This window comes from Candidatus Nitrospira allomarina (assembly GCF_032050975.1).
Classification (GTDB): Bacteria; Nitrospirota; Nitrospiria; order Nitrospirales; family UBA8639; genus Nitrospira_E; species Nitrospira_E allomarina.
In genome coordinates this window covers 769570-789949 of sequence record NZ_CP116967.1, presented here as the reverse complement: position 1 = coordinate 789949, position 20380 = coordinate 769570, and the positions used below count along the sequence as shown (strand labels likewise).

At 49.1% G+C, this 20380-nt stretch carries 19 protein-coding genes and 1 tRNA gene; 6 read left to right on the top strand and 14 right to left on the bottom strand.

Annotated features, from left to right (window positions below; genetic code table 11):
• Positions 1–140 precede the first annotated feature (140 nt).
• Positions 141–803: an arylesterase gene (locus PP769_RS03390; RefSeq protein WP_312645208.1), complete on the top strand. Its 663-nt coding sequence runs from the start codon at positions 141–143 to the stop codon at positions 801–803.
• A gap of 74 nt (positions 804–877) precedes the next feature.
• Here PP769_RS03390 and PP769_RS03385 read toward each other — a convergent pair whose 3' ends face one another.
• The 3 genes from PP769_RS03385 to PP769_RS03375 all read right to left on the bottom strand — a co-directional run bounded on the left by PP769_RS03385 (position 878) and on the right by PP769_RS03375 (position 2551).
• On the bottom strand, positions 878–1045 hold the full coding sequence (locus PP769_RS03385; RefSeq protein ID WP_312645205.1) for a hypothetical protein: 168 nt from the start codon (positions 1043–1045) through the stop codon (positions 878–880).
• A 313-nt stretch (positions 1046–1358) separates the two neighbouring features.
• Complete coding sequence (locus tag PP769_RS03380) at positions 1359–1604, bottom strand: CDGSH iron-sulfur domain-containing protein (RefSeq protein ID WP_312645203.1); 246 nt, start codon at positions 1602–1604, stop codon at positions 1359–1361.
• 47 nt (positions 1605–1651) lie between these two features.
• Positions 1652–2551, bottom strand: a complete 900-nt coding sequence (locus PP769_RS03375; RefSeq protein WP_312645201.1) for a ChaN family lipoprotein — start codon at positions 2549–2551, stop codon at positions 1652–1654.
• A 595-nt stretch (positions 2552–3146) separates the two neighbouring features.
• Here PP769_RS03375 and PP769_RS03370 point away from each other — a divergent pair.
• Complete coding sequence (locus tag PP769_RS03370; protein ID WP_312645199.1) at positions 3147–4454, top strand: hypothetical protein; 1308 nt, start codon at positions 3147–3149, stop codon at positions 4452–4454.
• A gap of 156 nt (positions 4455–4610) precedes the next feature.
• The gene (locus PP769_RS03365; protein WP_312645197.1) at positions 4611–4763 is read left to right on the top strand and encodes a hypothetical protein; all 153 of its coding nucleotides are present in this window, start codon (positions 4611–4613) and stop codon (positions 4761–4763) included.
• 49 nt (positions 4764–4812) lie between these two features.
• Here PP769_RS03365 and PP769_RS03360 read toward each other — a convergent pair.
• A tRNA-Gly gene (locus PP769_RS03360) sits at positions 4813–4887 on the bottom strand.
• Between the two features lie 151 nt (positions 4888–5038).
• Here PP769_RS03360 and PP769_RS03355 point away from each other — a divergent pair.
• Entirely contained in the window at positions 5039–6370 is a 1332-nt protein-coding gene (locus PP769_RS03355) for a UDP-glucose dehydrogenase family protein (RefSeq protein ID WP_312645195.1), read from the top strand.
• Between the two features lie 154 nt (positions 6371–6524).
• On the opposite strand, the gene PP769_RS03350 is transcribed toward PP769_RS03355, so the two are convergent.
• The 7 genes from PP769_RS03350 to PP769_RS03320 all read right to left on the bottom strand — a co-directional run bounded on the left by PP769_RS03350 (position 6525) and on the right by PP769_RS03320 (position 13473).
• A complete protein-coding gene (locus PP769_RS03350) occupies positions 6525–7193 on the bottom strand; it encodes a HEAT repeat domain-containing protein (protein ID WP_312645193.1) in 669 nt (222 codons plus the stop codon).
• A gap of 59 nt (positions 7194–7252) precedes the next feature.
• Positions 7253–8023 carry a HEAT repeat domain-containing protein gene (locus PP769_RS03345; protein WP_312645191.1) on the bottom strand — a complete coding sequence of 257 codons (771 nt, stop codon included), beginning with the start codon at positions 8021–8023 and terminating at the stop codon, positions 7253–7255.
• Positions 8024–8037: 14 nt separating this feature from the next.
• Complete coding sequence (locus tag PP769_RS03340; RefSeq protein WP_312645189.1) at positions 8038–9129, bottom strand: HEAT repeat domain-containing protein; 1092 nt, start codon at positions 9127–9129, stop codon at positions 8038–8040.
• A 15-nt stretch (positions 9130–9144) separates the two neighbouring features.
• Positions 9145–10242, bottom strand: a complete 1098-nt coding sequence (locus PP769_RS03335; protein WP_312645187.1) for a HEAT repeat domain-containing protein — start codon at positions 10240–10242, stop codon at positions 9145–9147.
• A gap of 140 nt (positions 10243–10382) precedes the next feature.
• Complete coding sequence (locus PP769_RS03330) at positions 10383–10748, bottom strand: hypothetical protein (RefSeq protein WP_312645185.1); 366 nt, start codon at positions 10746–10748, stop codon at positions 10383–10385.
• 676 nt (positions 10749–11424) lie between these two features.
• On the bottom strand, positions 11425–11874 hold the full coding sequence (locus tag PP769_RS03325) for a hypothetical protein (protein ID WP_312645183.1): 450 nt from the start codon (positions 11872–11874) through the stop codon (positions 11425–11427).
• Between the two features lie 120 nt (positions 11875–11994).
• Entirely contained in the window at positions 11995–13473 is a 1479-nt protein-coding gene (locus tag PP769_RS03320; protein WP_376753416.1) for a glycine betaine uptake BCCT transporter, read from the bottom strand.
• 477 nt (positions 13474–13950) lie between these two features.
• On the opposite strand from PP769_RS03320, the gene PP769_RS03315 reads away from it, so the two are divergent.
• Positions 13951–15633, top strand: coding sequence for a glycine/sarcosine N-methyltransferase (locus tag PP769_RS03315; RefSeq protein ID WP_312645179.1), 1683 nt, complete (start codon positions 13951–13953; stop codon positions 15631–15633).
• 59 nt (positions 15634–15692) lie between these two features.
• Here the strand turns inward: PP769_RS03315 and PP769_RS03310 are convergent, their stop codons facing one another.
• From PP769_RS03310 to PP769_RS03300, 3 genes are read right to left on the bottom strand one after another with little or no spacing between them, the layout of a single operon-like run.
• Positions 15693–17081: a HEAT repeat domain-containing protein gene (locus PP769_RS03310; RefSeq protein WP_312645177.1), complete on the bottom strand. Its 1389-nt coding sequence runs from the start codon at positions 17079–17081 to the stop codon at positions 15693–15695.
• 25 nt (positions 17082–17106) lie between these two features.
• Complete coding sequence (locus PP769_RS03305; protein ID WP_312645175.1) at positions 17107–17580, bottom strand: hypothetical protein; 474 nt, start codon at positions 17578–17580, stop codon at positions 17107–17109.
• Positions 17558–18613, bottom strand: a complete 1056-nt coding sequence (locus tag PP769_RS03300) for an alkaline phosphatase family protein (protein WP_312645173.1) — start codon at positions 18611–18613, stop codon at positions 17558–17560. The genes PP769_RS03305 and PP769_RS03300 overlap by 23 nt, the downstream gene beginning before the upstream one ends.
• A gap of 264 nt (positions 18614–18877) precedes the next feature.
• Between PP769_RS03300 and PP769_RS03295 the strand changes: the two genes are divergently transcribed.
• Positions 18878–20149 carry a hypothetical protein gene (locus tag PP769_RS03295; protein ID WP_312645171.1) on the top strand — a complete coding sequence of 424 codons (1272 nt, stop codon included), beginning with the start codon at positions 18878–18880 and terminating at the stop codon, positions 20147–20149.
• The last annotated feature ends 231 nt before the right edge of the window (positions 20150–20380 follow it).

Below are 20380 nucleotides of genomic sequence, written 5' to 3'. Positions count from 1 at the left end.
TTCAAATGGTGAATAATAGAGTTAAGAGATTCTATCCAGCTATTATGCATACATGCATCCTATCAGTCCTCGTGCTCTTCTGTCTGGGAATCCTGGGGTGTGGCCCCGAGGAGAGTCCTTCACCCGGTCTATCAGAGTCCATGAATCGCAGTCCCGACTTGTTAGACTCTCAGGCCCAATTCCCGGACGAACCATCTTTACCCGGGCCATTGGTGCGAAAGAACGAATCTCTTCCAAAAATCGTTGCCTTTGGTGATAGCTTAACGGCTGGATTGGGCGTGTCATCGGAGGAGTCCTATCCGGCTCAATTGGAAAAACATTTACAGGAACGTGGATTTTACTATGAGGTGGTTAATGCCGGGGTTAGCGGAGATACCTCCGCGGGAGGATTGCGACGGGTAGATTGGATTTTAAAAAGTCGGCCGACGGTTGTCATATTAGAATTGGGAGTCAATGATGGACTCCGGGGCTTACCTTTGGAACAGACCTATGCAAATCTTCGTAGCATAATTGAACGGTTGCGGAATGCAGGGGTGATGGTCATTTTAGCGGGCATGCGCATTCCGCCAAATTACGGCGAAGCCTATACGGGGGAGTTTTTTGAAATGTATGAACGGCTGGCCAAGGAATTGAGTCTTCCACTGGTTCCATTTTTATTAGAAGGAGTGGCTGCTCAACCTGGCTTAAACCAGGCGGATGGAGTTCATCCTACGGCAGAAGGCTATACCATTGTGGCTCAGAATGTTTTCCAAACATTGGAGCCTTTACTCAAAACTGGACAGAATATTCCGGCCAAAGAGTAAATGCCACCCCTCCCCGTGAGCGGGAAGGGGTAAGAAGAGGAATTCTTTAGGTGTGTTAGGGAATGCGGGCGGCGTTATGACTTTTTGAAGAAAATGTCATAGACCCCGTAAGCCAGGATAATTCCGATCATTCCATAGTACATGGCCGTAATCCCCTCATATCCTCCGCCTGGTTCATTGGCAAAGGCTGGGTTTGCGGCTAACACAAGAAAAGCACTCAGAAAGCTAGTAATCCGCCTCATACGAAAATCCTCACTTTCGGACATTGAAAATTTCTTACACAACTTTATAATTGGGATAGCATTCCAATCACAAGATCTGCTACCCACAATCGTCGTGGATTGTAGTAAATTTTATTTCCGTGATGCAAGTCATTGAATAGTAAATTATAATTAGACTTTTTATGCTAGTTTATAATACATAAATTCTGGATGATGTATTGCTTATGGGTAGCAAGCGAAGACCTCGATATTATGGGCTACATGCAGGAGAGAAGCTGGGGCAACGCGATTGTCTAAAATATCTGGCTGAATTCAAAAAGCCGAGGGTCATAGTTTACGACTCCAGTCTGGAATGTGTGCCGTCGCAGAATGGGGATTTTTTGCTGTGCTTGCACCCACACCAAGCTACCTTTTGTGGTTCTTTGAGTTCCAATTCGATTGGGGAAAATTCGGTTCCGGTGTGAGACCCATCACAAAACGGCTGGGTTTTTGATCGCCCACATCGGCACCAGTAATAGGTTCCCGGTTCCATGTCCAGGACGTAGGGAATTCGTTGCGCAATAATAATTGGGTCGCCCATGTGCTTGGTTCTCCTTCATTCTTCAGGAAATTTGGTGATCTAAATAGTTAGCCACAACGGGGCTGAAGGCCTTGGGGGCCCAAAGGGGTAAGCCAGAGAAAATCGGCAATGCCGGTTTGCATTTCCGAACGAACCTCCTGTTTTTTGGAGGGATCCCATGCTTCGAGATAAATGGTCATGGATTTGACGCCGGGGTGCTTTCGTTCAACTCGCTTAGGGACAGGGATTTTATACTGAATATGGCCGCCCCCTGTGTAGCTCACCAGCGGTTCGTCAGTCCGGGATCGTGTGTTGAGGTAATTGGCGATAATCTGAGCCATGCCCTCATCCCGGAAGATGGATGCTTCAAAAATTCGGCGGTACACGTGCTTTGGCAAGCCAGGATGGCACGCTTCAATTTGTTCAAAGATCAATTGCTCATATGCGGGATTATCGGTCACGATGTCTTGAATTGGCCACTTTCGCATTTCGGGGTCTCGCAAGGCCTCGGTTAATCCCTTTGTGGCGACCAAGCGAACAAGGGGGCGTGGCGGGTTAAGACCAAAAATTTTAAGGTTATGCGATTTAGCAAAGGTCACCAACGGTTGATAATCTGAAAACTCTCCACCCCAATTCGTGTTCCATTGTGATTCCTTTATCAGTTGTTCTGTCGTAAATTCGGATTCCTGGGTGTACCGGTCTAGCCCGGATTGTCCATCCCAACTAAACATTTCCATGGCCAGCACCGGGTGCCGGTCATGGGCAAGGAGGGCATTCAGGATTGTCTGGGCTGCCTCAAGGTGTGAGGGGGTATAATGTTCTTCGCCGATATAAATCACATCGGCGGATAATAGTTGGGGGAGCAGATCGTCGAATGTGATGGCTTTCTGCTGGGAGACATCGTAGATGTGGTTGACTTCAAATGTCGGGTTGACTTGAGACGTGGCACATCCGGTGTTGGCGCTCATCACCATGATTCCCATAAGTAGGGAGAGAAAGTGTTGTTTCGCAGGTTGAAAATAAGGTGTGAACATAACGAGGCAAGGTGTAGCATAGTTCTCTCCTTTGGGCAATATTTCGGAAGCCATTCGGTTGTTTCAGAATATTCAGAGCGGCTAAGGTGCGTGAAGAATCGGTTTAAGTAACTGTCCGAAGTGGGCGGTTGAATTATTCAAATATTTGGCTTTTTCATTGACATGTGAGGGCCCGGGACTCAGGGGAAGCAAGGAATCATGGAGTGTTCAAAGCTTGTCCTGAGCTTGGACGAAGGAAGGCTCGTCTGGTCCTGTTCTGAGGCTTCTGGAAGGGAGAGGCCGCAAGTACCGGGCTGGACAGGACGCAGGGAGGAGCTGGTGAATATGGCCAAGCGGCGCCCTACCAGCGCGCTTTCGCGTCGAGCCACACCGCTAAAGTGTCCCTGACCCTGCGAGGGTGGAAGCGCTTCGGCTCATAGACACAAAGCCGCTTTCAGCCTTCGTAGCTACTTTGGCGAAGGGGGTTCGGCGAGGGCAGGGAATGTTACTTGCGGCCTTTTTCAACGCTCCAAGTAAGGGATGATACCTCATGGATGATCAGAAACTCGGGTTGGCGGCATTTCGGGAGAGAATCAAGGTCAGTCGGGAATCCTCTCCGCACCACTGGGAGGCAAGTAGGAAATGCATGGTTCCTGAAACCTTACAGACCATGCTGCCCGCCCTTCTTCAACATATACAAAAGGCCCCCCTTGATTCATCACTTCGCGATCGATTAGTCGATGCCCTGCAACAATTCTCCAAACCCATTGGAAACAAAGAGGGGAACAAGATCCTCAAAGAATTGACCGGATTTCCCCCTTCCAAAGCAGTGCGTGCACTCATGGTATGGGGCCTCTTAGTCGATGGTGGAAGTAAGAAAAATCCGGAAGAACTGTCCGGGGCTCAATGGGAGGAAATAATTCGGAATGCCTCAAATCCCTATGACGCGCTAAGGCATACGGCCACACCCTCCCTGTTAGATGTCGGAGCTGGAGATTTGTCCTTTGAGCAGGAATTGGTGGATCACTATGTCCCATATTTTCGGACGCAACGTACCCCGCTGACCTTGCATGCGTTTGATCGGTTGATGCCGGGATCCCGTGTGGGCGGCGTCTATCACAAAAATCTGGATCGTGAGCGATATTTACAGAGCTTCCCGCCAGAAGAATTACGCTTTAAATTTTGTGGGGGCATGGGCCTGGAAACATTTTCGAAGAGCAAAGGGAAGTTGTCTCGTTACACCGTCAGTACCTGCCATGCTCCGGCTAATCCCACCTTTGCCTATGAACCCAGTCGCTTGGCTCCTGAAATTATCCATGCGCATCTTCAATCCAGCCGGGGAAATTATCATCAGAGTCGCTATGAAGGTGAACCCGTTTTAGAGGTCTCTCACCAGGGACGCACCTTAACCTTCCCCGATTGGAAATTTGACATACTGGGGCCCCTGGCACTGTTACGATTCATGGCCGAACGAAGTGGCGTAAGTATTCTTTCGGCTATTGATGATGAGGTTTTTTGGGAGGTGCTCAGCCAATTGTTGGCTGATGATCGATTCCGTCCAATCAATGAAATTTTTACCAAAGCTCTCCTTCCGGAAATTTTTGGGGAAGTATATGCGGAGTTGTCCACCATGGCCGTCGGGGAGAGAATAGACTTATCCGAGATGGCCAATCTGCGAAATCTTATGCCTTTTGCAGGTGCGACAAAGGAAGATGGACAGATGTCTTGCCGGTTCAGGTATGTGGAAATTCGACGTGGAGCAGTGTTGGATGGCGTTCCCAGCAGTTTTACGGCACGGCAGTTTTCCCGGATGCATGAAGAATCCACGCCGTGGTGGGTGATTTTGGTGACCGACTGAATGGAAGAAATAATTCCTGCTCTATGTGCGGAAAACAGAAAAAAATACAGTGATGAAACCCGTCAGGGCCTACATATCCTTTAAGGTAGAATAGGAAAGAATAGAAGTGACAACAGGGTGGTAAAAATTAACAACCCTTAGAGAAAGGCATGATATATGACAGTCGGGCAAATGAAAGATTTTCTCAAAGATTTGAATGAGGACTTAGAAATATTGGTCAAAATTCCCGGTCCGACCAAAGAGGAAGGTCTTTGGGAACCCTTAGACGGAATGAATATAAAGGTTGAACCTCAGCCACCAGGCAAGTGAAGGGTGAGGAAGTAGAAGCCGTAATAAGGCTGAAAAAACCCGCTTGAATTGGAGCGGGAAAGGGGATTTGAACCCCCGACCCTCGCCTTGGCAAGGCGATGCTCTACCACTGAGCTATTCCCGCTCTGTTGGAAATTTGAACTGATTCTAGTTGGCACCCTGGAGGCTGTCAAGCAACATTGAATAGGGTATACTAATTCGTTCTTTTTTAAGTGCAATAAGATTTTAACCGAGTAAAATGGGAATATCATATTGAGATCAAGGAGGATAACTTCATGTATGTCAGCGTGATAGGAACGGGGTACGTGGGATTGGTCACAGGGGCTTGTTTTGCGGAATTTGGCTTGAACGTCCTATGTATGGACACGGATGCCAAGCGAATTGCGGCTTTAGAAAAAGGCAAAGTGCCATTTTTTGAGCCAGGCCTCTCCGAACTTGTGACCAAAAATCTGACGGCCGGCCGTCTTCGATTTACCACCGATTTACACAAAGCCGTCGATGAAGCCCTGGTCATTTTTATTGCCGTGGGAACCCCTTCCCGTGAGGACGGGTCTGCCGATCTGTCTTTTATCGATGAAGTGGCCAAAAATGTGGGAACCCGAATGAAAGGATATAAGGTGGTTGTGACCAAATCCACCGTGCCGGTCGGAACCGCCAAACGTATTCGATCGATTATTCAGGCGAATCAGGAATCGGCCTGTAATTTTGGCGTGGTCTCGAATCCTGAATTTCTTCGGGAGGGATCGGCCATTGAAGATTTCATGCGGCCCAATCGTGTGGTGATTGGAGCCGACAGTCCTGAATCGGTGGCGATTATGAAAGATTTGTACCGTCCCTTGTATATTCTTGAAACGCCTATTGTGATCACTGATATTCCAACCGCTGAAATGATCAAATACGCTTCGAATGTGTTTTTGGCCACGAAAATCTCATTTATTAATGAAATGGCCAACCTCTGCGAACGGGTTGGAGCCGATGTGCAAATGGTGGCCAAAGGGATGGGATTAGATAAACGAATCGGGTCGAAATTTCTGCATGCAGGTCCAGGATATGGAGGGTCGTGTTTTGGAAAAGATACTGCCGCACTGATCAATATCGGAAACGAAAATGATTATGAAATGACCATAGCCAAGGCCACCAAACGAGTGAACGACGATCAGCGAGTCCGGATGATGGAGAAAATACGAGATGCCGTCGGAGAGTTACGCGGGAAAACCATTGCCATACTCGGATTGGCCTTTAAACCTAACACGGACGATATTCGGGATTCGCCGGCCCTGTTCCTTGCAGAGCAGATCATGAAAGCGGGCGGGATCGTGCGGACCTACGATCCGGAGGCCTTGGAGATATCGATGAAGGTGTTGCCAACCATGGTCCCCTGTCAGGATGCCTATCACACCATGGAAGGGGCGGATGCCGTGGTGTTGGTCACGGAATGGAACCAATTTAGAAGCTTGGATTTTGACCGGGTTCGGGCTGCGGTGAACTCCCGGATTTTTATCGATCTTCGCAATGTCTATGAACCGCAACGGATGGAAGAGCAGGGATTTTATTATATTTCGGTGGGTCGAAAAACCGTGGGAACCCAACCTTCCCAAAAAAGCTAAGAGATCTTAAGACACGGTCCTTGCTCGAAGCCTAACTTCGTTGGCAAGCCTGTCCAGGGAACAGGCAGGATTAGCGACAAAGGCGAGTCCAGTTGCCTTTTGTGTTTTGTACGCGAGCGGATGGTCGGCTTTGGGTGTACCCTGGCCGGGGACCCTATTTGCGTTTATAGCCCATGCGGTCCAACACCTTCATGATGCGTTTTTGAAGCTTTTCATCAGCTTCGCCTAATGCCAGAGCCAAAGGCTCCACTGCCGGTTTTCCAATTTTTCGAAGAATTTCGGTTGCCGATTGTCGAAGGTCATCATCTTCGGAGACCAAAAGCGGTATGACATCAGGGACACAGGGTGCTCCTATTTTGATCAAAGCCTCATAGGCACGCTGCCGGACATCACCGACTTCATCACTGAGCATTTCCACCAACGGTTTCACGGCGGCTTCTACCCGGAGTTCTCCAAGGACTTCAATGGCATGCTTGCGATTGAGCCAGTGCGTATCGGTAAGATCCTGCAGCGCAGCATCGGCTCGTTGAATATTGGGGTCCTTGGAGCGGATGCGAAAACTTTTGACGATTCGTTTGCCGTCTTCTTCCACGACACGAAGTGTCGCCCCGTCACCGATTTTGATCTTTTGGAGGTCTTCGGCGGCCTCTTCACTGACATCCATAAGAACGGTCTTCCCATCGTACGCCAGGAGCTCGACCTCAATTTGGTTTGTCTCAAGATTGATCGCGGTGACGTTCTCGGTCACAAGATTAAACCCATCCTTTTTCGTGCCACTCTTGGGCCCGATCGAAATGAGCTTTGCGGGTGCTTCATTAGCCATAATGTGTCAGTGTCCTTCGTGAGAGTTAAAAAAAGGGAAAAAGCATTGATTGCAATATACTATGAATGGGAAGAACCGGGTGTCCATCCCAAGCTTGCCAGGGCACCTTCGGCTGTGTCCCGGACCATTTCATTTTCATCTTCGAGCAAGGGGACCAAAGGATCGATGGCCCGACTATCTTTGAAGCGAGCCAGGGATTCTGCGGCATTACGACGGACCAACCAGTCCTCATCGGCCAGAGCATGAATTAAAGGATCTAAGCTGCGAGGATCGCCAATTTTCCCTAACGCCTCTGCCGCGTGCCGGCGCACAATCCAGTTTGAGGCCTGTAAGCCCTCCACCAGAGCATCAGTTGCGCGGGAATCTCCCAATTTTTTTAAGACTCTTGCGGCATCTTCACGGAGAGTTGCGTCCATCAGAGCATCCACCAAGGCGGGAACGGCATCAGGATGCCCAATGCGTTCTAAAGCCCAGATGGCAGCGGTGCGCACACCTCCATCCTTGTCAAGACGGAGAGCTTGTATCAAAGGGTCCACCGATTTAATGGCACGGAGTTTCCCGAGAGCGGTGGCTGCCTGTTCTCGAACAGACCATTCCTCATCATCTTTTAACGCCTCGATCAGGGGATCAACGGCTGGTTCCCCAATTTGAACCAACGCACTCGTAGCTGCCTCACGCACCACACAATCGTCTTCCAGAAACATATTAATCAGCTTGGGAATTGCTTCTGACCCGGCTTCTCCGAGTCTAGAAGCGGCATGATTTCGAAGGGCTTCATTGTCATCGCGAAGCGCCGACAATAAGGGGTCTACGTGGTTACCTTCCGTCATGGGTCATCACTCCTTTATTCCTTTGCGGCCCAGGTCTCTTCAGCCATGTTCATTTGTGCAGTGGCAGCCTCGAGTTTGTCAAGGATGACCCCGGAATTATAGGAAATCAAGCCGTCCCGGTCGGTTTTTAATCGGGCAAATAATTCCATATGGGGCCTCAGGACTTCGATATCTTTCACTTTCTCCAGGGCTTCGACAGCGAGTATGCGAAGAGGGCGAACGGGAATGGCTTCAATGAATAATTCTACCGGCCGTGGATCGCCGATGAGCCCAAGGGATTTCAGCGCATGTTCTTTCACCCCCGTATCTTTGTCAGACCGGAGCCGGATCATGAGCGGTTCCACTGCGCGAATATCGCCAATTTTACCAAGGGTGTCAGCGGCGGCTTCCCGAACCACCCAGTCATCGTCTTCCAGGTATTCAATGAGAATTTCAACAATTGGCCGTCCAATACGATGCAGTTGAATAACGGCTTCTTGCCGGACACCTTCTTTCAACTCGGATTCGTCCACCGCCCGCAGGTCGTCCATCGTTTGATCGACACGGTCCCTAATGGCGCCCAATTTGCGCAAGGTATCGGTGGCCAGGTCACGAAGATCGGGGTCGGACATGGCATCAACAAACGCATTTGCCGATCGAGGATCAAGGAGGTGGGCGAGAATCTCTGCGGCCCGGAGACGGATGGCCGGATCGGGATCTTTGAGCCGTTCCGACAGAGGGCCGATAGAAGTGGGAATCACACCAAGTAGGGCCGTGACTTTTTCCTGGAGAGTATCGTCGCGTAAATATTCTAAGAGTGCAGATGCGGTGGCTTCATCCAAAATGCCAGCCATATGCTCCAAGGCATCGACGGCTGCCTGTTTCACCTGTTCATCCTCATCCTTCAGGACATGAGCGAGAGCCTGACCGGCTCGGGGATCCCGTAGGCGGGCTAACATTTTTGCCGCTTCCACCTTGTAATGAGAAGAGCCCGTCGCCATGGCATGAATGATGGCCTCGACGGCCTTGGGTCCACCTTTCATGCAGGTGGAGGTGGCCCGCATTCGGCGCCAGTCTTCCTCATGATCCAGTTCAGAAATGATAGTTTCGAATGTTTCCTTCGGCATCGTCAGGTCTTTCAGTTAGATGCGAATCTGTCCCGGCCTCCAGCCAAGGTGAGAAAGGGATTCCAACACATGACGACGGAGATTGTCATTCTTGGTCGTTTTTAAGAGATGTAACAATGGATTTACGGCTGTTTGGCCAAACTGCGTGAGGGCCTCGGCGGCTTCTGTCCGTAGGAGCGTACTCTGCAGCGCTTGAATAAGGGTGGGAATAGCCTGTGGGTCACGAATTTTTCCCAGGGCCCTGATGGCGGCTTCCAGGGGAGGGAGATCTTCTTTATATTGGGGATCGGTGCATCCTTCCATGCGATCTTCATAGGCTTCCTTAGGTAGCGAGTTGACCAATGCGATTAACATGGGAATAGCTTCGGTGGATCTGAGCTGGCCAAGTGCTTCAATCGAGGGCAATTTGAGTGATGGCGTTTCGAGGGCAAGGGACGAGAGCAATAAAGGAATGGCACGGGGATCGCCAATCTGTCCGAGTGCTCGCACGGCGTCCTGGCGTACGGCTGTATCGGAATCTTCGAGAACCAGAATCATCAGATGTCCTACCGCTTCCAGGGGTTTCAACAGGGTTAACGCTTCCACCGCCCGCAACCGGATTTTCCAATTCTGATCCTTTAATTTTTCCAACAGTTTTGGAATGCTGGTATTGCCGATGGCCTGTATGGCCCGTCCCGCCTCCTCTCGCACGGCTGGCACTTTGTCCTGAAGAAGCAAAATCAACGTATCAATGGCTTGGGAATTCTGAATGCGACTCAGGCCTTTGGCTGCCGACATGCGCACAATCCAGTTAGGATTTAATGCCGCGGACAACAAGGGATCTAATACCTGTTCGTTTGCAATATCGGCCAGGATGCACGCAGCCGATTCCTGAACCTGCGGATTCAAATCCTGAAGGCAAAACCCTAATGAGAGAATGGCCGGTTCGCCAAGCGCTTTTAGGGCTGCAGTTGCGGCCTCCCGCACGGCCCGGTCCGAGTCGCGAAGCGTCCGAATTAAAGGCTGAACGCTGCGGGGATCGCCAAGACGTCCGAGGGCTACCGCAGCGTCTTCGCGCACCCCCCAATCCTCGTCATCCAGGGCAGAAATATGTTCAGCGACTGAGTCGACCATGTCTGTTCCAAGTGGAGAAATTTGGATTTTACCTGTTCCCCCTACCATTAGGGAAAACCCGAAGATCGACGTTACCACACGATTTTTTGGGCGGTCAATGAGGCAGGAGAAAGGTCGTCTGTGGCGGGTGGTGGTAGAGGCTATACCGATCGAAACACCGCTAGGAGGTCGCTCAGCGCTAACATTTTTATTCTCAGAACGTCATGCTCGTGGTGCAGACTACTTTTAAGGGTCTGATCGTTCGGGGTTTTCAAAAATTGTTCACAGAGGGTCGTGATCCGTTGAAATTCCGTCTCCGCTTTGTTTTTGACCACCCGGTTGGTCGTAAGAAGCTCCGTCACCTGAGTGTGAGTCTCGGCCAGATGTTTTTGAAATTCTCCTTCCGGGAGTGAACGTTTTGTGGCCTCATCCAGGCAACGATCGATGTATTGGGAGAGGAGGACATAAAATCTCACCAAGGTTTCGGTTGTGGTGATATGTGGGAGAGGTGTGTCAGGTTCAGTCATGATTGCTCCTTTCAGACTTAGCCGCTTACTTGAGTCAAGTAGGAATCATTGGCCCCTTCAAGGATGGGTTCTAGCGTCATTCTGTCAATTAAAGGGGAGATGGTGCAAGTCCAGCATGGGAAGATATTGGATTATTGAGAATTTCTGTTTCTGGCCTTTCAGAGTTCCCATGTGGATTGGGAGTCCATCTTGAGATTTGCCAGAACAAAAGAGCTGTCCGGAGAATTCATCGCATTTGTGTTCCCACCTCGTCCTATCTAATGAGGTGCTGCCTAACGAGATTTTTTGTGTTGGCGGGTTTCGCCAAGACAGGCGAAGTATTGCTTTGCCTTGTCCTGATGGGCACCTCCTTTGTTGTGGAAGCAAAATCCCTACGTTCTCAAGGCGAAAGGCAGCAAACCATGGATGGAAATAATTTCAAATCCAAATTGTGCAAAATGAGGGTTGGAAAACTATGGGTTTTTTCATGGAAGATCTGGAGTGGGAGATCATGAGAAAGATGATGACAAAGACAAAAAGGGAAAGGGGGCCTGGATAGCGCCGCTTTCAGATCTTTGATTCCGCCTAACCACAGGAGCAATCCAAAAGCACCATCAATAAATTTTGGCTCACGTTGAGCCTTGACCATAAAAATACGTGCGGTCCTTCGTGGGCATCTAGATTAACCTTGCGGTGATTATCCTTTCCCAACATCAATAAATATTTTTGCCCCGGTTATGGTGTTACCTGAATACCGGTTAGTCATGACTTTCAGACAGTCATCTTCTAAAAATACATTTATCCCAAATGGCCGAAGGTTACATTGAGTAATTTCCGCACTCTCGCTTGTGATTTCTTTGACTTCCAGAACGATGTCGTCGCCCATGGCGACCCCGATTACTTTTCCCTTGGTATTGACGGTAATCACCTCAAGCAAAGACGTGTTTTTACTCACAATTGGGCGCCATTCTTTCCCTTGTTGATCGGCAGGAATAGTCACCCAAATCTCCGGAGTTTCACCTTTTCCAATTAAAACTGGAATAAACCCATTTACGGATACTAATGCCACACCATCTATTAATTTGTTCGTGGCAATTTCTAACTGTTTGTAAGGTGTAAACTCTTTTGGAAGCGAATCTAACTTCATTGATTCCTCTCTCATAATTCCGTGACAGGTATATGTTTATAGGGTTGAAGAGACTAGCAGTAATAGCGATTTTTTTGGATCAAATCAACCATTGAGAAATGATGTCCTGGCGTGTCGAGCCTACCTAGCTTCCTCCTTGAAGGATTTGAGAAGGGAGATGATGAGGATAATGATGACAAAGACAAACGGAAAGGCGGCGAGGATAGCCCCGGTTTGCAGGCCTTTGAGGCCGCCGGACCAAAGGAGGATGGCCGCCGACAGAGATTGAATAATTCCCCAGGTGAATTTGATCCGGTTGGGTGGGTTGAGGCTACCGTTGGTGGTGAGTGACCCTAGCACGAAGGTGGCCGAATCTGCTGAGGTGATGAAAAAGGTGCCAATCAAAAAAATGGCGATGAGCGACATGACCGTGCCCATTGGATATTGCTCTAATACCGTAAATAGCAGGACCTCGATGCCCTGCGTTTCCATAATGGCTTTCAGGGGCGTGTCGTGGAACAGTTCTAATGCAATACCGGTTCCGCCAAAAACCGTGAACCAAAATGCACAAAAGAGTGACGGAACCAGCAATACGCCCAACACGAATTGACGCACAGTCCGCCCTTTTGAAATCCTCGCGATGAAGGTGCCCACAAATGGCGCCCAGGCGATCCACCATGCCCAATAAAATAATGTCCAGTTGTGAATCCAGGTCGAATCTCGGAATGGTGCCAGATTCAGGCTCATTGTCGGAAGGTTTTGGATGTAGTTTCCGAATGTCGAGGGAAACACCGTCATAATGAAGTGTGTCGGCCCGAGAAATAGCAGGAAAAACAGGAGAGACAGCGCCAATATCATATTTACATTACTAAGGTATTTGATGCCTCGTTGGAGTCCGGTTTGAGCGGAGAGCATGAAAAGCACGGTCACAATGGCGATAACGGCTAATTGAGTAGTAAGGGTATTCGGCATGTCAAAAACATAGGATAATCCACCGCTGATTTGCACCGCTCCAAACCCCAGTGAGGTTGCCACACCGAAGACCGTGGCAAAGACGGCGATGACATCCACGGTGGTTCCCAGCCCTCCAGTGGCATGCCTGCCGAGAACCGGCTGGCAACCTGAGCTAAACAGTCCTGGTGTGCCTTTTCGAAATTGGAAATAGGCAAGGGCCATGCCCACCATGGTGTAAATGCCCCAAGGATGAAGGCCCCAATGGAAAAAGGAATATTGCAGTGCCAAGCGGGCCGCTTGCGGGGTTTCTCCCTCGCCGATGGGCGGTTCATGAAAATGGGACGTGGGTTCGGCAACTCCCCAGAATACAAGCCCAATGCCCATGCCTGCACAAAACAGCATGGCAAACCAGGTGTGGAGAGGAAATTCAGCCTTGGCTCCATCCGGACCAAGCGGAATATCACCCCACCGAGAAAAGATCAGACAGAATGCACAAACAAGAAAACCTGTTGCTGCCAGAACATATAGCCAGCCAAACGAATCAAGAAGTGCTGTTTGGAATGTCCCGGTTATTTTCGCTAAATGTTTCGGGGCCATGGCGCCCCAAAGGAGAAAGAGAAAGGCCATGGCGCAGGAGATGTTGAAGACAAGGGTGGTTGATTTCAGTGGATTCATGGAGTAATGGAATTGAATGAGGAAGGGTAGGCCTTACCATATTTGGCTCTATTGAACAAGGAAACCTTGGATCATGATGGACCCAAAACGTGGACAATGAATGGACATATATCGAAATTTGTAAGGGAAAATTCTCTTTTTCTTCATGAAGGTTTTACGACTGTCTGTGTTATTAGCCATTTTTAGATTTGATAAAAAATGGGGACGTGGTCAAAAGGGGTTGCGAAGAAGAGGCTAACCGGTTAGATTGAAAGCCTCACACGTAACAGTCGGGCCTACCTTACGCTCGCAGGAGATGTTCGGAGGCCTTTTTTATTTCTGGTCCGTTGAGACAGACTATGGGTTTGTCCTTGCGGGTTTTGGCAATTGAATACTGTATGGAAAGAGGAAATCGCCAGACAGTATTCACTTACACCCATTATTCTAAATGGTGGTGAGGGCAACAGCCCTCTAGGAGGTGTTTCTCTAATGATTCAGAAAGCGACGATGCCCGGTAGCAAGCAAATGTATGGGGATAATCCCATAGCTCAACGAAAAACAGATTTATACAAACAGGAGTATGTTCATAGTTTTGTGCAAAAATGGGACGCGTTGATTGATTGGGAGGCCAGGGCCTCGAGTGAAGGAGACTTTTTTATCCGGATTTTGAAGGAACGGGGCGTCAAGCGCGTATTAGATGTCGCGACGGGAACGGGGTTTCATTCTATTCGGCTCTTGCGTGCCGGGTTCGAAGTTACGAGTGCGGACGGCAGTCCTGAAATGTTAGCGCAGGCATTTGAAAATGCACGACGAGCCGGGTTTATCATGCGAACTATTCATGCTGATTGGCGCTGGTTAAGCCGGGATATCCACAATAAATACGATGCGGTGATTTGCCTGGGGAACTCTCTGACTCATCTCTTTTCCGAACAGGATCGGAGAAAAGCCTTGGCTGAATTTTACACCGCCCTGAAGCACGATGGAGTGCTGATTCTGGATCAAAGGAATTACGATGGCATTTTAGATGAGGGGTTTACGTCGAAGCATGTATATTACTATTGCGGAGACAATGTCAGTGCGGAGCCGGAGCACGTTGATGAAGGACTCGCAAGGTTCAAGTATACGTTTCCCGATGGAGAAGCCTTTCATTTGAATATGTATCCGCTACGGAAGGAATATACACGTCGGCTCATGAATGAGGTTGGTTTTCAGCAGGTAAAAACTTATGCGGACTTTCAAGAAACGCATAAAGTTGAGGACCCTGATTTTTATGTTCATGTGGCGGAGAAACTCTATAAAAATGAGGAACGTCCGACCACGATCATGGGCAAATTTGGAAATCTGAATTATTCCACCACGGTGGATACGGCTCGAGACTATTACAACAGTTCGGATGCCGACCGGTTTTATGCCACGATCTGGGGTGGAGAAGATATCCACATTGGATTGTATGCATCCGACAAGGATTCGATTTTCGATGCCAGCCGACGAACCGTGGAGAAAATGGCGGATTCTGTCAAGGACCTTGATGCCACGAAACGTGTGCTGGATATTGGGTCAGGTTACGGAGGCTCAGCGCGTCATCTCGTGAGACAATACGGATGCCAGGTTGGATGCCTGAATTTGAGTGAAGTCCAAAATAAACGGAATCGGGCACTGAATCAGAAAGAGAATATTAGTTTAGCGATTAATGTCATTGACGGGAATTTCGAGTCGATTCCCATGCCGGATGGGAGCGTTGATGTGGTGTGGTCGCAGGATGCCATATTACATAGCGGAAATCGGGAAAAGGTGTTTCAAGAGGTTCATCGGGTGTTGGCCACGGGAGGACAATTTATTTTTACCGATCCGATGAAGAGTGCGACTTGTCCCCCGGATGTGCTGCAACCGATTTTAGATCGTATCCATTTGAATTCGCTGGGGTCGTTTGAATATTATCGGCAGCTGGCCGCTAAATTAGGGTTTCAAGAAATTGGGATTGAGGATCTTTCTGAAAATCTTGCCGCGCATTATGGACGAGTACTTCAGGAATTAACGAAACAACACCATGCGCTTATTCAGGTTTGTACGGAAGAATATCTGGCTTCTATGAAGGTGGGACTTCAGCATTGGGTTCAGGCTGGGAAGAGTGGCCACCTGAGCTGGGGAATTTTGCACTTTCAGCGAGACTAACAGAGGAAAGAACTTCCGCCAGTGTACCCGCCACTCCCCAGCAGGAGAATTGGTGTATATTACCTTTCGATTTTTGGTGGTTTGGCCGGGATAGCGAAGTCACCACTTTTGCCAAAGCGGCCTTCTCCTCCCTCACCTAACACATTGGTGGTGTCGGTATATTCAATTTCTCTGGTCTCTTTGCTGAGGCCTTCAGTTGGTTTCCACCCGAGCTTATCAAGGGTGTCTAAGACTGTTTTTTTAAGGGCACCACCTGCGGTCATTCGAGTGGTCGCAAAAGCCAAAACCCGCTCGCTTTCTTGTTGGACTTTAGATAAATCCGGGTCATGGAGGAACCATACGAGTGGCTCAATCGCTGCGTCTCCAATCAACACCAAGGAATTGGCGGCATAATCACGAAGGACCAGGTCTTTGAGTAACAGCACTAAATCCGGAATGACTTTGGGATGACGGAAATGACCAAGGGCTGTAGCAGCCGCTTCTTTAATTAGGAGGTCTTCGCTAATAATGCAGCCAGGGGTTGGCTTCCCCTCTTGATGTATGCCCTTACCCTTTAACGCGTCAAGGACAGGAGGATAGGCGCGAGGATCTCCGATCATGCCGAGGGAAGCAATTGCATGGCGTTTCACTGTGCCGTCTTTCATGGCTTCCATGAGGGTATCTACTGCACGGGCATCGCCTATATTGCCCAGAGCAATCGTGGCATCTTCGCGAACCGCTCGATCCGGGTCTTTTACCATGTCGATCAGGGCATCGACGACACGGGCTTCACGAACCCACACACGCCCCATTTGATAGTCGGTCGTCATGCCGCCTAGCGCCCGAACCGCGTGACAGCGCACAACGAAATGAGGATCCTTGAGGGACTCCAATAGAGCATCGACGGATTCTTTCCCAATGTACATCAATGCGGTTCCGGCAGTCTCCCGCACGATCTTGGATGTATCTTTAAATAATTTGATCAGAGTTGGAATGGCCTTTGGGTCTCCAATTTTTCCTAAGGCTTCGGCTGCGGCACTCTTGACTGCACCATCTCGGTCGCGACACACCAGGTTCAGCCCTGGTACGGCCTGCGGGTCACGCAATTCACCTAACGTTTTAGCGGCTTGTTCTCGAATCCGCCACCGCTTGTCTTTCAAGCAAGTCAGTAATTGCGGGATGACGCATTTTCCCATGGATGCCATGGCCTTTACTGCTTCAGCTTGCACTTCCATCATATTGTCATTGAAAAGCGTAATGAGACCTTCAATGGCCTTTTCTCCGCCAATTTTGGCTAATGCCCAACCGACATAAGTTCGAACCGACCAATAGTCGTCTTCAAGAGCGTTCAGAAGGGGTTCTAATGTTTTCGGATCACCCTTTTCAGCAAGGGCCTTGGCGGCCTCTTCGCGAGTGGCATCATCGGCGTCTTCGAGGGCATCAATCCAGTCTTGCACAGTATTCGGCATGATCTTCCTTCTTATCCCTTCCGACTTATTTCGGGTAGTCGGGTTCTTGCGGATAGGGTTGCGTATGGCTACAACGAATTGTCAGGACCTGTGTTCCTCGTCCATCTACACATTGATCAAGAGTTGGCGAGAATTCCAAGGTTCCGGATAAGGTTACCTTGAATAAAAAATCAAACGTAAAGGTCCCAAAACGATAATCTCCAGGCTTGAGGTTTAAGGTCCTGGATTCCGATGTTTTGTAGGCATCCATATTGATGGGATCTTTTGTCCAAATCAACGGAGTGATGCCGGGTACATGCCACCAGGTTGGAGGAGTGAGTGCATTCGGATTCACGGTAATAGGAAACTCTCGCAACAAAGGATTAGTAGGATCTGCTGCGTGCCCGTGGTGTACTAGCAGAGGAGAAATGCCCATCAGAAACAGGCAGAAAATCCCATGTCGGATTTGACGAGGCACGTGTGTTCGAATTCTGATCTTACTGTTTTGTTTGTGGTTCATTGTCAGTGGTCCGTCTTTCTGGAACAGCTTGAAAAATATCACCAATCGCGTGGCTGTCCCATTCAGTATGCGTTTCAAGCCCCAGAGCATACATGATAGTCGCTCCGGTATCTAATAAAGAAACGGATTGAGTGATGGGATGGTTCCTTTTAATATTTGCGCCCCAGGCAATCCAGGGAATAGTGGCATCTAACTCAGGAGACGTAAGGCTGGTCGAGACTGTTTTGCCTCCCCCTGTAGGGGGTGACAGAGGTCCGCTATTCAGGCCAGTAATGATCACCATGGTTTTGTCCAAGACTCCAAGTTCTTCATACGTTTGGATGATTTGTTCCACGGCGGTATCAATGGATAGTAAGGCAGCGGAATATTTTTCGGAATCCCATCCGTATTTCTGCCCGACCTTCACCGCCGTAGGCAGATGTACTAATAAGAGGTTTGGCACTCCAAAAAGCCGGAAGCCATAGCCTTTCTCACTAGTAACTTTTTTTAAAAAATCTTTGATGTATGCCGACGCTCTTTCGGGCGTGCATTGGGGTTTGGTGTAGCCACAAACTTGGGAGTCGACGTAAATTTCCGGGCGAACTAATTGATAGAGTCGTTCATCCATAAGAAAGACGCCCGTGTCTTTTCCTCCAGCCAGATCCATGTAGTCAAATACCGTAGGTGAGCGCATAAATGAACGTGCAAAATCGTACGTTTCCCATGCGGCAGTCACCCGATGCTTCTCGACTTGAAGGCCGGTGAGCAGAGACGCCATCGCCGGCACGGTGAGGGGAGGGGTAATGGATTGAGCGGACCAGGTCACAGCTCCATCCTTGGCTAACTGAGCCAGGTTTGGAGTAGTGCCGTCTTGGATGGATGATGATTTGATCCCCTCCAACACAACCAGAATAATGTGTTCGGCTTGTGCGGCGGCAGCCATCGAGGCTGTCCCTCCGAATAGAGGAAGCCAGACCACACTCCATGCTAGGATAAAACACGGCAGGAATTTACCACGACGATGTTGTTGAGGACGTATTTGGATAGTACTCATAATTTCTGCCCTGCTCCACGACAAGAAAATAAAGATAAAATTGGGAATGAACTTTTACTATATATCATTAAGGAGAATTCTCCTTCAATTGTAAGGCAAGTGATCGAATCTGAACTTATCATGCAGATTTTCAGGCGGTCAACCAACTGAGCAGGCCAGGATTTTCTTCCCATTCAAATTAGCGGACCAAAAATTTTCAAGCATCTCTTGCCCTGGGTGAATGGTATCCATTATGAATGGGGCCTCACACACAGAAGAATTTCAATGCCCCAGGAAAATAATTTCCAACATGCTAATTATTTGAAGTCGGACCCTCGTGTCCGGGTAGGCTATCGAACCTTTCAGCCTGGAACGGTGGATTCGCCTTCGTGGAGCCAGGGAATGAGTAGCGTTGGCGAACAGATGGCCCAATCCCAAGTGAAGGGGATACTCTTCCTCAATGGCCTGCCATTTATGGATCTCTTTGGTGCGGCCAGATTGGATGAGGTTGGAGGGTTAAAACGAGGGTATTCCCGAGGAATATCCGGTCTGGAATCGTTGCTGGCTCTCCTTCGTCCTACTACAAACGGAATTTGTCTTCCAGATGATCCAATTCACCCTCCTGTAGCGAACGATGAACCAACTTACGGGACGGTAGACCTGCTCGCTCAGGGAGCAGGAAATTTTTCTTCGTCGTATGTAGGGAAATTTGAACTTGCCCTGTCTCAGGGGAGCGGCCAATCAATTCCCTGTCGTCGATACCTTTGGTCTTCAATTAATCATCATGTCGGCCGCGTCGAAGCTGCCATGCATCTTTTGATGTATCTTCGAAATTGGGTTTCTAGGCTTGATCTAACAAAAGATGACCGCCTTCTTATTGTTGGCCATGGACATGCGGGTCAGGTCCTGGCTTTATTGTCGAATATTCTAGCTCCAGGGGAATCGGAAATGAGGGGGCGCGTTTTTGAGATTTTGGCTAATTACTGGCAAGGGATCCCTTCAGTCGATCGGTCCGTAGAACAGCTCGAGAGCTTGTATGGTCTTGTCATGGATCAAACAGCGTTAAGAGGCGCAACAGTCGATGTCGTGACATTGGGTACTCCGGTTCGCTACGGCTGGGATACCGATGGAATTGGTCATTTGCTGCATTTCGTGAATCATCGTGAGATTCGAACTGATGGCAAGCGTTGGCTGGCGAAAATGGAATTACCTCAAATTGCGTGGGAAATGCCCTATCAAACTGGTGGGGATTACGTACAGCAATTGGCTGTGGCTGGCACGGATATGGTTCCGAATAATCCGGAGTCTGAGCAGGCCAATGTTGATTTTAGAGAAATTTTTGAACCCTATGACGGCTTTGAGCGGTGGCTGGAATGTACTCGGCGTGGGACACGGTGTGCTAATGACGGACAATGTCTGTTGGTGGAATACGGCGTTCAGGCGGAGGAATCTCCTCGCCAGCACTTATTCGGCCATGCATGTTATACCCAGAGCCGGGCCATGTTATTTCTAGCGACTGAAATCGCACAGGCATTCTATTCACCGAAGAGTCATTGATTGAGTGAATGAATAATCATTTTAGTCCCAGAGGCGGTGGTGAGGTTCTGGAATTTTTCTTTTGATGGGCCATGAGGCGTGTTGCCTCTGTTTTGCCTTTCGCGCTGGGCCGTTAGTCGCACTTCCTTATAGCTCCAAAGACACATTGATTCTCTTTGAATCCCTATGATATCAACACAGGGCTTGGCAAGGGGTTTAAAAAACCCCTGCTGACATAATGAAATTGTAAAG